13 protein-coding genes are annotated in these 14801 nt (G+C 37.4%); all 13 read right to left on the reverse strand.

Going from position 1 to position 14801, the window contains the following annotated elements; translation table 11 throughout:
• Positions 1-14 precede the first annotated feature (14 nt).
• The 13 genes from NYE42_RS08940 to NYE42_RS09000 all read right to left on the reverse strand — a co-directional run bounded on the left by NYE42_RS08940 (position 15) and on the right by NYE42_RS09000 (position 14795).
• Positions 15-770, reverse strand: a complete 756-nt coding sequence (locus NYE42_RS08940; protein ID WP_199022539.1) for a phage tail domain-containing protein — start codon at positions 768-770, stop codon at positions 15-17.
• Between the two features lie 48 nt (positions 771-818).
• On the reverse strand, positions 819-7700 hold the full coding sequence (locus NYE42_RS08945) for a phage tail tape measure protein (RefSeq protein ID WP_352426914.1): 6882 nt from the start codon (positions 7698-7700) through the stop codon (positions 819-821).
• A 63-nt stretch (positions 7701-7763) separates the two neighbouring features.
• Positions 7764-8390, reverse strand: coding sequence for a hypothetical protein (locus NYE42_RS08950; RefSeq protein WP_095353061.1), 627 nt, complete (start codon positions 8388-8390; stop codon positions 7764-7766).
• A 610-nt stretch (positions 8391-9000) separates the two neighbouring features.
• Positions 9001-9216, reverse strand: coding sequence for a hypothetical protein (locus NYE42_RS08955; RefSeq protein WP_218791657.1), 216 nt, complete (start codon positions 9214-9216; stop codon positions 9001-9003).
• A 44-nt stretch (positions 9217-9260) separates the two neighbouring features.
• The gene (locus NYE42_RS08960; RefSeq protein WP_014472041.1) at positions 9261-10262 is read right to left on the reverse strand and encodes a site-specific integrase; all 1002 of its coding nucleotides are present in this window, start codon (positions 10260-10262) and stop codon (positions 9261-9263) included.
• A gap of 13 nt (positions 10263-10275) precedes the next feature.
• Positions 10276-10692 (reverse strand): hypothetical protein, encoded by a 417-nt coding sequence (locus NYE42_RS08965; RefSeq protein ID WP_352426915.1) that lies wholly within the window; start codon positions 10690-10692, stop codon positions 10276-10278.
• Entirely contained in the window at positions 10692-11177 is a 486-nt protein-coding gene (locus NYE42_RS08970) for a hypothetical protein (RefSeq protein ID WP_053574393.1), read from the reverse strand. Before NYE42_RS08970 ends, NYE42_RS08965 begins: the two co-directional genes overlap by 1 nt.
• An 82-nt stretch (positions 11178-11259) precedes the next feature.
• Positions 11260-12108 carry a glycerophosphodiester phosphodiesterase family protein gene (locus tag NYE42_RS08975; RefSeq protein ID WP_113766212.1) on the reverse strand — a complete coding sequence of 283 codons (849 nt, stop codon included), beginning with the start codon at positions 12106-12108 and terminating at the stop codon, positions 11260-11262.
• 18 nt (positions 12109-12126) lie between these two features.
• Entirely contained in the window at positions 12127-12279 is a 153-nt protein-coding gene (locus NYE42_RS08980; RefSeq protein ID WP_095353067.1) for an XkdX family protein, read from the reverse strand.
• A complete protein-coding gene (locus tag NYE42_RS08985) occupies positions 12280-12555 on the reverse strand; it encodes a hypothetical protein (RefSeq protein WP_095353068.1) in 276 nt (91 codons plus the stop codon).
• Positions 12556-12568: 13 nt separating this feature from the next.
• Positions 12569-13900 (reverse strand): pyocin knob domain-containing protein, encoded by a 1332-nt coding sequence (locus tag NYE42_RS08990; protein WP_095353069.1) that lies wholly within the window; start codon positions 13898-13900, stop codon positions 12569-12571.
• Positions 13900-14256, reverse strand: a complete 357-nt coding sequence (locus tag NYE42_RS08995; protein ID WP_095353070.1) for a hypothetical protein — start codon at positions 14254-14256, stop codon at positions 13900-13902. Before NYE42_RS08995 ends, NYE42_RS08990 begins: the two co-directional genes overlap by 1 nt.
• A gap of 71 nt (positions 14257-14327) precedes the next feature.
• Positions 14328-14795, reverse strand: a complete 468-nt coding sequence (locus tag NYE42_RS09000) for a hypothetical protein (protein ID WP_352426916.1) — start codon at positions 14793-14795, stop codon at positions 14328-14330.
• Between the last annotated feature and the right edge of the window lie 6 nt (positions 14796-14801).

Below are 14801 nucleotides of genomic sequence, written 5' to 3' on the forward strand. Positions count from 1 at the left end.
AAGCCAGCCTCCGTTTAATTGTGTGTGCATTGATACGTGAAGGTTATGTGACATCCGCCTTCGACTTTAACTCTATTTACTCCATATACAAGCCACAAATACTCTTCATTACAATTTTTATATCGTGAATTGCCGTATTTGTCTGACTGAATGGTTTCATACTCTCCATCAATCATAATTTTCTCCCCATCTTCAAGGTTGGTTATGGTGAGTGGTTCTCCATTAAAGTTAGAAAGATTGGATAAGGTAATATCTCCGTTACCTTTTTTAACTATTGTGATTTCAGGGGTTATTTTAATTCTGCCCGTGTTTCTTATCTCAACAGTTTTATAGTCATTAACGATTTGATGTAGGCTAGTAATGGGACTATATTTATAAGGGGAATCACATCTCATGTTTAACTCTAAATACCCTTCTTTCAAGCCGTTATGAACTATTTCAGTCACATCTACAGGGAGACAATAATAAACATAGTCTTCAGGCATAAAGGAGAGCGGCTGATAGTAATCAACATCCAACCAATCTACAATTTCACTAATTTTCTTTTCATCCCATGATTCACTCATCCAAAAGCGGAGTTTGAGCTGTCTCGGTTCTCGTTTCACTCCTTCAAAATGCGGTATATCAATACCTGCTACTGACGTCTCATTTATTGAGCGGCTGCTTAAAAATTCTTCTCTAAATAAACCGTCATCAACCGAACAATTGACTATGCCAAAGTCGGTTGATCGTCTTCCGTTATACATGAAATACATTTTTTCACGAAACATAAGCTACCTCCAAATAAAAGAGCCGATCCTAAGACCGACTCTAAATGATTAAAATTCCATGCCATATTGTTTTTGTCTTTCGTTTAGTTCTTTCATTACCTGATTAGTAATCTGTTTAGGATCATTAATCCCGTGTAATGTAACATGATTGTTGAATACAGGGGAGATGTTTTTGGTTGTTTCCTTAGTATTATTGAGTGTCGAAATCGGTTTACCAATGCTTTGAATAGTCGGGATCAAACTATTAGAAAGACTCGATTGGTTAATATTCGGAATTATCGATGGAATAGAGGTGATCCCTTTGTTAATCAAGGCTGCTAATTTCCCACCTTGTCCCCATTTAGGTGTTTCATTATTCAAATCGTTATCAGACAGATTGCGAACTTGCTTTACAGTTTCAAGCATATTTTCAGTATCTGTTTTATTTAGGATAAGCTCTTTATCATGAAGGAAGGCGAGCTTACCTGCACCTAGTCCTGTTCCTGTATATCCGCCTGATGCAAAAGAAGATACCTTTTTTCCAGTTTTATTGCCTTTGGTCACAGTATTAAGGGCGTTAGAAGCTTCTTTAAGCTTATCGATCAGGTTATTAGAGATACTTTTCCCAATGGACTCCATATTGCTATTAATGAACTTAGAGAATTCATTCAGTTGTTTAGCAATATCAGTAATCTTCCCATCCATTAGCTTTTTCTCAAGTTCCTTAAATCCACGCTCATCATTTGTCAGGTTATCATATTTTTCATTTATGGCATCCTGATCTTTTTCAAGCTGATCCTGCAGCGATTCTTTTCGTTTGCTGTTCTCACGATCTTTAAGAAACTCATCTAAATCAATCTGTTGTTTTTCTAATTCCTTTTTCAGATCATTATAATCAGACTTGCCTTTTTCGGAATCATCGAGTGCAAGCTTGTTTAGCTTATCTTGTATTTCCTGAATTCCATCTTGCTTCTCTTTTAACTGTTTTTGAAATTTAGCTTCATCATCAGTTTTATCAATCTCATCAATCAAGTCTTGTGTAGCTTTTTGGTGCGCTTTTAATTCGATATCACGCATCTTTTCGTACATCTCTTTGTAGATGGAGACAACTTCATCAGCAAGAGATTTATAGATGTCCTTGATCGATTTTTTGGTGTTATAAAGCTCAAGATTATAATCTTTCTGCTTATCTTTCCAATTTTCGATTTCCTCTGTGATTTGTTTCTGGATGTCAGGAAAGCCCTTTGCTGCTTTTTTCTGTTCCTCTAATTGCTTGATGTATTTTTTGGACTCAGCCTGTTGTTGCTGTACTAATTTGACTTGCTGACTGTAGTACTTAACTTTGTCTTTGTCTTCTGTAGTCATCTGAATCTTGTTGTCAACATCTTTAAGCTTGGATTCAGTTTTCTTGGTTGATTTCTCTATACCGTTAAGCGTTTCATCAACTTTAGATTGGATGAGCTGTCCCTGAAGTTCTCTTACTTCTTCTTGGAAATTGATGAGATCAATCTTAGCTTGTTTTAATTCCTCAGCAAGCTGTGCTCTTTGAGCGGAATTCAGAGTTTTGTTTGTTTTGATTTCTTTTTCAATAAAAGAAATCTTCTGGCTCTGAATCTTTTGCTGTTCAGTTAAAGCTTTTTTCTGATCGTTTGTATACTTGCGGAATTCTTTACTGTCGCTCAGATAATGACTAGCGAGGGCTTTGTCTTTAGCGATTCTTACGTCAAAATCGCCAATACGCTTGTCAAATTCATCAAGTTTCGACTGAACGATTTCATATCTGAGTTCTTGTATCTGATCGTTTACTGAGTCAATGTCACCTTGGAGGGAGAGGAGGTCGGATTTAGCTTGCGCTATTGCTTGTTGTCGTTCTGCTTCGGCTTGGGATGCATCTGAAATAGATGTACCGACACCTTTTAAATACTTCTCAGGGTCAACCGTCTTTCCGTTTTCCTCAATTTGAAGATGAAGGTGATTTCCTGTTGAATTACCCGTACTGCCAACTTTACCAATGGTCTGGCCAGCTTTAACAGTTTGACCGGCTTTAACAGAAGGGGTATCAAGCATATGCATATACTTAGCAACTTTTCCGTCATCCTGCTGAATGACAACCCAGTTACCGGCAGTTTTACTATAACCAGCTACTTGAACTTTACCACTTTGCAAAGACTTAATTGCAGTACCGGCTTTTGCGGCAAAATCTGTCCCTTTATGTGGGGTGGATCGGTAAGCGCCATCTTGCGCATTATATTTAGAACTTATTCTAAATGAACTGTTCTTCAGATAGTAGCTTGCAACGGATGAATTAGCAGAAGTCATTGACTTGGTGTAGTTGGACATGATCTTCTGAACATAATTCTGTGTTTCCTTGAAAGGAGGGACGCCACCATATTTAATTACATTACCAGGCCCTGCGTTATAAGCAGCAAGTGCTTTCTCAACATTGCCACCAAATTTACTTAGTTGTTGGGCTAAATATTTCGTGCCACCCATAATGCTCTGATAAGGATCATAAACATTGTTTACACCTAAACTCTTAGCTGTGGATGGCATCAACTGCATCAAACCAGCAGCGCCGGCTCCAGAACGAGCTCTTGCATTGAATCCTGATTCTTGCTGAATCACAGCTGCAATTAGCGCTGGATCAACACCATATTTACTTGCGGCAGAATTAATGTAACTGGAGTATTTACCGGAGTAAGAGCCACCAGAAGATGAACCAGAGGAAAGGGAAGAGGTAACTATACCGAATTGTGCAATGTTCCCTGACTTAATTTGATCCTTGAGGAGTTTGGCTTGCTCCTGCATAAGCTTTTTCTTTTGTTGGAGAGCTTTAATTTCTTTTTGCAGGGCATTTCGATAACTTTGAGAATACTTTGGATAATCGTTTACCTGCTTATTGTACTTTTCAACTTCAGCGTTGACTTTCTCCAGAGCTTCCTTGTATTTATCAGCCACATACATAGATGTTTTAATTTCCTCAGAGGCTTTATCGCTTGAAGAAGAAAGGTCGTCAAGAGATGTTCCTGTTTCGGAAAGGGAAGTTGAAGCCAAATCGGCTAGTTTATCAAGCTCTTTAAGCTGATCGGTGATATCAGTGACCTGGTTTAAATCATCCTGTGTTTTCGGTAGGAACTGCAGCGCACCACTGTTCCCTTTTTTTAGTTCGTCGTATATCTTTTTCTTGTTGTCTTCAAGCTCAGACTTCATTTTATAAGCGTCTTGAACAGTCTTGATAGCCTGAACTTCAGACTTATACATGTTAATCTTTTTATTTAATGCATTAGCTTGATTAATTAAATCTTGTCTTACAGATTGTTGCATATCATTGTAAGCTTTGAGTTTGGTATCTCGAAGCTTAACAACTGCGTTTCTGTTGATTTTTACAACACCATTTTCAACTGAAATTGCATCAGCAAGATCATGTTCTTTCTGAATAAGCTTCATGGCTTCTGTTGCAGATATGCTTTTACCTTCAGACATTTTTTCAAGGAGGTTATTTAAAGGGGAGATGCTGTCAGACATAGTGTCATAAGCTTCATTTTGAATAGCAGATATAGCAGCATCATTTTGCTTCGATTCAACTAAGTCATCGATGATTCCTTTAATTGCTTCAAAATCACCTTTAGCCTCTTTGAGCTTGTCAGATAAATTCCCGACTTGCTCACCTAATGCATCTACACCTTCACCATTTTCATCCCAGGTTACTTTTGCAGTTTTTGCTGAATCATTTGTAGAGTCAATGGCTTCTTTTAAATTGTCATAAGAGAGAACCAAGCCATTATTTTTGTTTTCGCCAGTCATGTATTGATTGACGAGTTCTTCGAGGCTCTTAGATGCGGAAGCAAATCCGTCTTTATCACCAGAATTCAGTGCTTCTTGTATTCTTACCAAGTCATTAGAAACAGTTTTAGAAAAGGAGGTTAGTTCATCAGCACTGAGCTTAGTAAAATCAATTTTGCTAAATGCATCGTTAATGTCTTTCTTTATGTTTGGGTCAATTTTTATTGAGTTATAAGCGTCAACTGTTTTCTGAACTTGTTCCCTTATTTCAATTTGAACACCAGATAGACTTTGACCCAGTCTTTTGGCTTCTTGTTCTGCCTTAACACCTGCATTTTTGTAATCATCATCACTAGAGAAAGGATTCTCCAGGAAAGACCAAACAGATTTACCTTTTGAGTACGTATTTGCCATTTTCTCGTACTGATTGATCTGTTCTCTTAATTTGTCAAATTCTTTGAGCTGGTCTTTGAAATCACTTTTAGTACTTGTTTTGATATCTTCTTTGTTTAATTTGGCTAAGTCTTCGGTGTACTTAATGGCATCCTTTAATGCCTCATTGTTTTTAATAATAGCATTGCCCTGAGAATCATAACCAGAAACCAGCATAGGAAATGTTTGTGCTAATTGTTGTGTTACTTGTAGATATTCTTGTTCTTTATCAGGTGATAAAGAGCCTGATTCCTTAGCTTTTTGAAGGTCTTGATATTGACTTATTAGTTTGTCAGTTTCATCTTTATTCGTTGTAATTGCTTCAATACTTGTAGACTTTGATTGCTCAAAATCCTCTTTAGCTTGTTTTAGCTTTGAATAAGATGATATAAGTTTTTCAATTACTACCCCAAGACCAACCATTGCAGCCATTGGAAGAAAACTACCCGCTAAGAATGCTCCAGTAGTCATTGCTACTTTTTTAAGCCCGGCTAGGGACGTACTAAACGCAGTTACAATTCTATTCCAAATAACTGTTTTGGCAGACGCAGTAGTTACACCTACAGTTACAGCATTAAAGTTGAGCGCTAAATTCTTAAGAGTGGCTCCCATTGTCATTCCTGAAGTAAGTGCACTTGTACGGAGGGAAGTGTTGAAAAGCATAACTGCAGCTGTAGCGGCTCCTATAACTTGGGGAAGAAGTCCAACTGATTTAGTTATTTGGGCACTTATTTGCATTAAACCTTTAAGCGCATCTGCAAAAACAACAATGCTATCTGATATGAAAGCTTCACTTGAGGCAACCGACATTTCTGTAAATGCATTTGACAACCTGTTTAATCTTGCCTGTAAGCTGTCTGCGTATTTCTGTTGCTCGCTCCATGCACTCCCAGCGGAATTAGCGGCAGTCGTTGCGGCATTCTGGGCAATAGAGAAATTATTCATCATTGCATTAAATCTTGAAAGCTGATAAATACCGGCTACGCCTATTGAGGTATTTTGCTTTTGAGCATCACTCAGAGTGTCCCATTTTTCTGCAACTTCGCCGATAAGGTCACTTGCTGACTTAGCTTCTCCACCCGCAGTCTTTACAGAAATTCCGATCTGTTCTAAGGCTTTAATTGAGCTATCATTGTTTCCAATTCGTGCGAAAATCGTCTTTAATGAGTTACCAACAATGTTTCCTGATTCACGAGTGGTACTTCCAATTGCTGTAGTGTATCCAATTAAATCATTTAATTCAACACCAAAAGTAGAAGCAGTACTTCCTGCTTTTCGAATTGAGTTGGCTAGATCAAGAGTGGTTACAGCATAGTTGTTATCTACTTCATTTAGCTTATCTGCGACTGAAATAGAATCATTAGCTGCAATATTGAAGTTTAACATTGCGGCAGTTAAAGTGTTAACTGTGTCGTCAGGAGTCAAGTCAGAGACGTTTTGAAGTACCTGAGCGGTTTTTGTTAGAGTGGACAGTTCACTTTCATCGAACCCCATTCGCCCGAAATCGCCAGTCATTTGGAGTATGTCAGTGATCTTGTTTGAAAGGGTGTCTCCTAGGTTTATTGATTCCTCGAGTAGCTCATTGTACTTATAATCAGGCTCACTCATCACACGTCTGATGTTTGTCATTAGAGTATCAATTTCAACAGCCTGAGATACCATTTCCTTGAGTCCAGATATAGCGCCGTAGAACAAAGAACCAGAGATTAAATATGTAGACATACTTTTGAAAGCTTGCGTTAGCTCCGCACCAAAAGACGAGGCTTGACTAGCTGCTGCTTGCGCATTTGAAGCCAATTCCCTGTATTGCATGTTCAAGCTTTGCATTTGAGCTCTGATATTGCTTCCGCCGGCACTTACATTAAGGCTATTAACTGCATTGAGGTACTCTTGGATAGCTTGTCTATTTCCAGCGCCCATCGTATCGCCATAACGCGTATTAAGGTTTTGTGCGTTTACCTGCGCTTGGCGTTGATAAAGCTCAATAGTTTTTCGGAGTTCATTATTTTTAGCCACAGCAGCAGACTTATCATCGAGCATTTTAATTCTGTTTTGTAATGCTTCAATTTGTTGTGCTGTTTGAGCAGTATTTAATTTCCGTCCAAGGGAAGAGAGGGTGGTGTCAGTTACAATTCCTTGCTGTCTAAGTTTTTCTAAATCCAGCTTTAATTGTTCAATAGCTTTTCGTTGCTGATCATAATTCGTTGTAACTTTTGCCGTTGTAGCGTTTGTTTTTGGGTCAGTTGTATAGGTAATATCGTCAAAGCCATTGCGGTTCTTTTGAGTAACCCTCGTCGTTTGTCCTTGAGCATTCTTTTGCTCTGTTTTCTTCTGTGCCTGACCAAGCTTTTCTGTCGCTTGAGCAAGCCTGTTAACTTCTTGCGTTTGTTCACGTAATGATTGATTACGATTGTCTATGGTCTTTGTTTCTCGCTGAATGATTTCGCCATTTTTCTTATATTGCTGCGTCAGCTTTTCGACAGTGCCATCGGCATTTCTGGTAACCGTTGTGGTTTCTTTAACTGTTTGATTGAAGGATTTGAGATGTTTTTGATAAGTGTCAACTGCAGAGGAGAAATCGTTGAGAGTCTTTAAAGCAGAGGCATCAATATTGGTCTTTAAATTGAGGGAACGAAGCTTTTTCTCTAGAGATTTAATTTGCTGATTTAACTGTTCGACAGTTTTTGAAGAAGTATCAGTTTTAGGTGTGAGTATGATCTTTAAATTTTGACTCAAATATAGGTCACATCCTTTCGAATAGGGGAGAGTGATTTTTAGGGCATATAAAAAAGCCACTCATTATTGAGCGACTTTGTTTGCTTTCCGTATTGCTATCTCCATAATCCCTTGCCATATTTCAGCCTTTGATAATGCATCTTTAACTTTTGGATCATCCTGTTTAAACCCTTTTACATTTTCTAGGCCAAATTCATCTTTGCTTGGCAGAAAATCAAATCTGTAAATAGGGGAGGAGAAATCATCGAGCTTTAATTTTAAATCAATTTTTTTGAAGTACTTTGTTTCTGTCTTATTAGAAGATAACCCACCAACTAATGCTCCAATACTTCCTGCTGCTAACCCACCAACAACAGCACCTGCTATTTGACTTCCTTTGGACACTTTTGTAACTGTGTTATCATCAATTGAAACCTCAGCTTCAATGATTTTTTCAAAGGGTATAATTTTTTCTTCTAGCTCTCCATTTTGATTGAACATATGGATTGCAAATTTATCTTCTGGTTCAACCAATGTAAGTTTTGTTGTTTTATCTGGATTTAAAATGCCCTTGTACTGAGCAGGGAAGTTCCCGGCAGTTTCAATTTCAACCAACTTTTTTTTCTCAATTTCTTTCTGTTTGTCTGTTCCAAAGTCTCCAATTATAAAAAAAGCAGCAATGATCAATAAAATAACTATTGCCCAGATCATCCAACCACCACCAGTATTATTTTCCTACATTATACCATGATTTCCAAAAGTGTAGAACCAACAAAGGGGAGAGTCACTTTCCTTTTTCGGACTTAATCTGCTCGAGTAACTCTTTAAAATATGTTGCAGTAATAACAATATCCCTATCCTTTCGTACAATGAAAAGTAGGAGAAGGCAAATGGATGTTGCGATTAGAATATACCAAAGCAAATTAAAACTAAACATAATTCTGAGAGATAGTAAGCATGTTCCTATGAGCACACTTCCAACTGTCCACATTTTTGTATGATCGAAGGATGCTTCAATTCGAGTCATACGAGAAATAGCTAAAGTTAAATCTGATGAATTAAGTGATTTCAGGATTTGAAATTTGCGTTTTTGTTCTGAGTAAGGTTCGCCGGAGTGGGGGAATTCCTTTTGTATATATTTGATTAGGTCACGACTATCCATCTGTACTAAATTGTGTTTAAGTATGGTCTTATTCATATTTTTCACCTCTCCATATTATCGTCAAATATGGAAATAAGTTTAAGGTTTTATCCATAAGCAAAACCCCTCAATCGAAGGATTTTGATTCTGCATAAAAGAGGCATTTCATAAAGAATGTCGCTAAAGCAAATCAATTGATATGTCTCCCAACAAGCTTTTCTTAATCTTTCCGTATTCAAGTTTACCGGTGTTTGCATTGTAAACAAGAACTTTACCGTCACTGATCTTGGATTCATCAATCTGTTTAGACCCGAATTGATTCTTATCTGCTTTAGTATCAAGCAGCCTAGTTAATTCAGCTACAGCTTCGTTCAATTCATTAATTTGCTGTTGCATATTCTCAATTGAACTTTGGTAAGGATTGAAGAGACTCATAATGTTTACGAGAAGATTTGATTCTTTTCTTCTTTAAAATCACGAAGGTCGTAATGCTTAATTGTTGTAGACACGTCATTATGCTGTGCAACATATTTACTCACGAGCTCAATCTTAATTTTCTTGACTTCAAGAAGGTAAGTAATACAGGAGGCCTTAAAGAGGTGAGGGTTAATGCGGCGACCGAGGATATCAGAAAGAACATCAGAACAAAAATAGTCAGCCCAACCCTCTGACATTTGTCTTGGTTGGCCACCGTACTGTGTAGTAAATAGATATTCATGGTCATATCCCCGTTGTTCATGCCAAAGCTTCAAATATTCCAGAGCTTCTGTGTTAATCATGTAGTCGAGGGGTTTTCCTTCGCCTTTTCCTTTTCCGAGAACTTTGTGAGCCATGACATAAGATTGGCCTTCAGGTATCTCATAATTCAGGATTTCGGTTTTAAACTGAATGATTTCAGCTCTTCTGGCACCTACATTAAAGGCAGTAGCTAACCAAGCCATCCCCAAATAGTTTTTATCTTCTTCAAGCACTTTCATCATTGTTCTGTATTCATCGTAAGTAACCTTTACTTTTTCATACGTGGTTGTTTTAGGGATGGCAGGGAGACCTCTTGTAAAGTTCCTGAATGATTTGTAATTATCGTCATCTTCAGCAACAACATTTTCAATGTAGTTATTTAAAGAAGATACTCCAGCCTTTTTTAAAGCTATTCCACTTGAAGACATCCCTCTATTTTTCAGGAAGCTTTGATATCTGATGAAATCCCTTTTAGATATTTTGTAAAGCTTCTTCCCATTCAAGGAATTGTGCACCCACCAGAAGAACTGACGAAGAGAGGAGTTGTATTGCTTCCTGGTTTTATCTCGGAATGAGTGGGCGTCAAGAAACTCTTGAGTTAAGCTTCTATGCTCGTCATCAACCTGACCCCACATTTCATCCGTGACTTCGGGCAACTTTTCGGCTCTAGAGCGCATCATGTTTTGTTTTATTTCTCTGGCCATTAATACACCACCGTTATTCTGTTTTAATACCACTTGTATATAAATCTTTTTTCATAGCAGCAACCAATCGCCCATCTTTTAACGATTCAGCGGTATTCTTCATAAATGGGCGAGGTTTTCCATAACCATAACCGTATTTATCTGGATACGTATATCCTTGACCAGTCTCAACAACCGTGGCAACATCCTTACCGTTGTCTTCACGAGTATTGTCTAATGAAATTCCGTTAGATTCGTTTTGAATGACGAAGGAGTCCTTCAAAATAGACGTACGTTCATATGCAAGAGGGTCGTATGTGTCATATACATCAGATTGCACATGCTCTTGACCCGTTTTAATCATCGTATTTTTTGTGCTGGATTGCTTTTGAACGGCTTGCTTTGCGGCAAATTCAATTAGTGCTGCTATTTCTTTTATGTTCTTGGCCATTATTCAGCCTCTTGTTCATTTTCAATCTCTTCGACCTTATTAAGGATAAGATCATTTATTTCTTCTTGAGATATGTTTGACAGTTTGTCTAAATTCTCTTGCATCATCTTTGTTGCTTCTCTAAATTTCTTCATGCTTTCTTCAGGGAAACTACTAATAATCAATGGGAAAAATTCAGAGTCCACAAGCTTAACAAACCACTTTACTTTGTTTTTGATATCACTTGGAATACCCAAGTCTGTAAATTCTTTAATTAATGAAAAGAATCCCCATTGAACAGGATTAATATCTTCAAACTTAATTCCAGCTTCTTTTGCCTCTTCTTGATCCGTAATTAATTCAGTAAGCATTTTGGTTAAGCGGGTAGGGGAGAAGTAAGGGTAAATATAAACATGAACGTCATCAGTAAGTTGCACTCGTTCTTTCTTGTCATATTTGCTTACACTTTCTTCGATCAACCCAAGATTTAATTTTTTCGATGCCATCTCATTTCCTCCTTATATATCCTCTGAACTCATTAAAAAAGACACCTCAAAAGGGGAGAGGTGTCTAAATAAAACTTGTATTTTATTTATAATCTTCTTTTAGAACTTTCTCTGTATAAGATGGGTTATTTGTAAAAAGTCCATCAACTTTCAACTTAAGCATTTTGGGTGTGAGTGTTCTTTCTCTATCAGCATTAAAAAACACATGTACTTTCATATTGTTTTTGTGGACTAAATCAACAAAACCTTTATCAACCAATTTGGCATTAGGCCCAACAACATTTGAATATTTTTTTATTTCGTTTAGCTTTGATTTGCTCATAGGCTTAATATCTTCATCTTTCAAAAGTTGAACAAGAGGAACATCGCTGTCTAGCTTATGTAACTTCTTTAGACTTTTGTCACTAAATGACTCTAAAACAACTTTGTTATTAGCGATTAGTTTATATTTAGAGAGTATGTCAATTAATTTTTTCTCCATTACTAATTTGCCTTTGTTGTTTGTTCTAGTCTCGATATAATATTTTGTAGTTTGTCCAAATTTTTTAATGATCTCTTCAATAGTTAATATCTTTTGTCTTTTTCCAGTACGTAGCTTTTTAATCTGATCTAATGTGAGATCCTCAACTTCTCCTTTGCCGTTTGTGGTTCGATCAACAGTCTTGTCATGGTTTGCGACTAGGTGACCGTCTTTGGTTTGTCGTAAATCAATTTCAATGTAGTCTGCTTTTTCTTTTATTGCTCGTTCATAGGAGAGCAGTGTATGTTCTGGCTCAATTTCCGAGGCGCCTCTGTGTGCAATCATTAGCGGCTCGTATTTTTTACTGCTTCCTTTCCCATATCCTAAAGCTGATGAATCAACTTCGTTAAATGAACATCCTCCTAATATGACTAAAGCAATAGTTAATGTTGTAAAAATTATTATTTTCATGATCTAAAATTATCATAATTAGGCAGTTGGTTCAATATATTTCTTTCCAACAATTTCTTCGTACTGTTCTGGTGTAATTTTGCCTTTTACTACAGCTTGTGCTACGCGATATTCATCCCACACACCATTACCGTCATTGTAATAATCTTTTATAAGTTCATACCAATTCATTTAAAGTACACCATCCACCATTAGTTGATATGTTAAGTCGCTTAATTGTTTTTTAACTTTTTCAGCTTCCGATGGCTCTGGGTCAAGTGGTTTTAAACTGTCAATGTATTCTTTCGATGCGGACTCAACCCATTTTTTTGTTTTAGGATTGAATTTGGGAATATAAAGACCATCGGATGGAGCTATAGTAGTGCAATTATCAGGAAGCGGACTATCGTCTTCAAGTACAACAGGGGATTCATAAATATAATTTTCGTCATATTTGTATACTTGCATCATAATATTCTCCCTACACGGCCTTAAAATTAAAACCGAAACTAATGTAATCATTGGGTTTGGAGGTATTTGTACAACTTTCTATAATAACTCTTCCTTCAGTGTCAACAAGCGTTCTGTGAGTCTGGGGTATGCCTGACATTCCTGCTTGGGAAGCTACACCAGCCCACTGAAACGCTCTTCCGGGTCTGTAGCCTTCAGGTAAGGTGAATGCTGCTACTCCAAAACCGATCGTTCCTTTTGCTATAGCGCCCTCTACAAAAACAGTCCCTGTTGCATCTTTTGTATACCGAGTTTTAAACACTGTTTGATCTGTAGAGTTAACATCAGTGTAATTAACCCATCCGTTCTGTAAAGTAGGAGTGTACCATGTCGTAGAGGAAAGCTTGGTATCAGTATAGGTTTTAGCTGAGTTGAGTGCAGTATTAGCTCTGGATTGCGCTCCATCAGTCGTTTCATGTGTTTGCCACGAAGTCCAAGTTAAATCGCTTTTTCTAAATCGGAAATAAGTATGAGTTCCGTAATATGCTTCTAAAGCAAATTGGGCTACTGTATCACCATAATTCATGACAACCAAATAGACATTGGACAAGTTAGCAGGGGAGTGAAGCCCTTGGTTAGCGATTAAATAAAACCCGGAGGTAATTAAATCATTGTATTCCGTTTTTTCGGAACTGTCTTTGTAGATTATCTTTCCATCATCGGCAGTGAGCTTGAAAAGTTGAGCAGCGTTCCATTTATCCCGATCAGACTTACTGATATGAACATTGGTGTCATTCAGATGATCATCAAAATCATTTTTAGCGGCTTGTTTTACATTGTCTACATTCCCAAGCCCAACCTGTTCAGCAGTAACCTTGTGTGGGTTTGATTGATCGTTAGTATGGTCAGCTAAAAAAGACTTTGACCTTGCATCGGAACTGTTCCAATAACTGCGCTCATCCTTTGTGATATGTCGATCGAGGTCTGCATCGTGAGCGTCAAAATCAATTTTCGCTGCTTGCTGAATGTTATCAACCTTAGACAAACCAACTTGGCTTTTAGTAACTGAATGGGGATTTTTCTTATCGTCAAGATGGCTATCAAAATTCACTTTTGTAGCCTGCTCTTCATTGAGTACATTTGATAATCCAATTTGTTCTTTTGTAACTTGATGTGGATTCTCATTGTTTTGAATGTGCATTTTCAAATCGAAATTCTGCTTTTCCATGAACTCATCAACTTTGTCATTCAAGCGTTTTTCATGATCTGACATATGAGATTCAGTTCTGAAAAATTGATCTTTAAGATTATTAATTTGCTCATTGTTTTGTTTGAGCTGACCTACAAATTTACTGCTACTCATTAACTCACCGCAATTCCTTTAATCGTTATATCTCCATTTACGGAAACAACCTCAACCATGAATTTGAAAACCCCCGCAATATCGAAATCCCAGTTTTCATTTGTATTCAATGTCCCCGTACCTAATTGAAAATCAGTTTTGTTTGTTCCAGCAATTTCTGTCTTTTCACCATTTTCATCTACGGCAAAGAATTTTATTTCTCTTGAAGTTGAGGAACCAGAGATCTTAACAGTAATATCCCGATAATGTGATACTACAAATTCTTCACCTTCAGACGGGGCAGTTGTTGCTTCGTGGAATGTAAAGGTTGCTTTATCTGGAATGGTTTTTAAAATATTTTCATCGGTTTCTGTCAACAACTCCACCTCCTAAGTCTGTTTAAAAACTGACTTTTATTTAAAAAGGAGAGGGGAAATATCCCCTCAAATTATTTAGCTTCAAATATTCTTACATCTCTGTCAGTACCGTCATTAATCACATAGACATAAAGTGTTTTGCCAGCAGCAACAGGCACCGAAAAAGGTTTGTCACCGGCGGTCAATGGGATACCTGTATCAGCAGTTACAGTAGAGTTTCCAATGTAAACCGTGCCTTCTGCGGGAGGATAAATAGTAAGTGCTGTTCTGTCAGTGATGCCTGCAGTCACTTTTTGGGCTGTTGAAGTAACAGTGAATTTATCCGTTTTAAAAGAGGAGAAACCGGGATCTCTTTCATTCAAGGTCACCGAAGGGGATTGTACTTGAATGCCTTTGATAGCATCCAAACCAGATTGAGGGAAGTCAACTTGGAGAGGCTTTTCTTGTGATTTGAGATGAATGTCAGTTACTAAACCACCGTTTCCATCATCTCTAGCTGAAGATTTTACGCCATCGAAATCATTAAGTTTTGCTGCCATTAAAAA

The organism is Bacillus sp. FSL K6-2865 (assembly GCF_040311405.1).
In the GTDB taxonomy this organism is placed as follows: domain Bacteria; phylum Bacillota; class Bacilli; order Bacillales; family Bacillaceae; genus Bacillus; species Bacillus velezensis.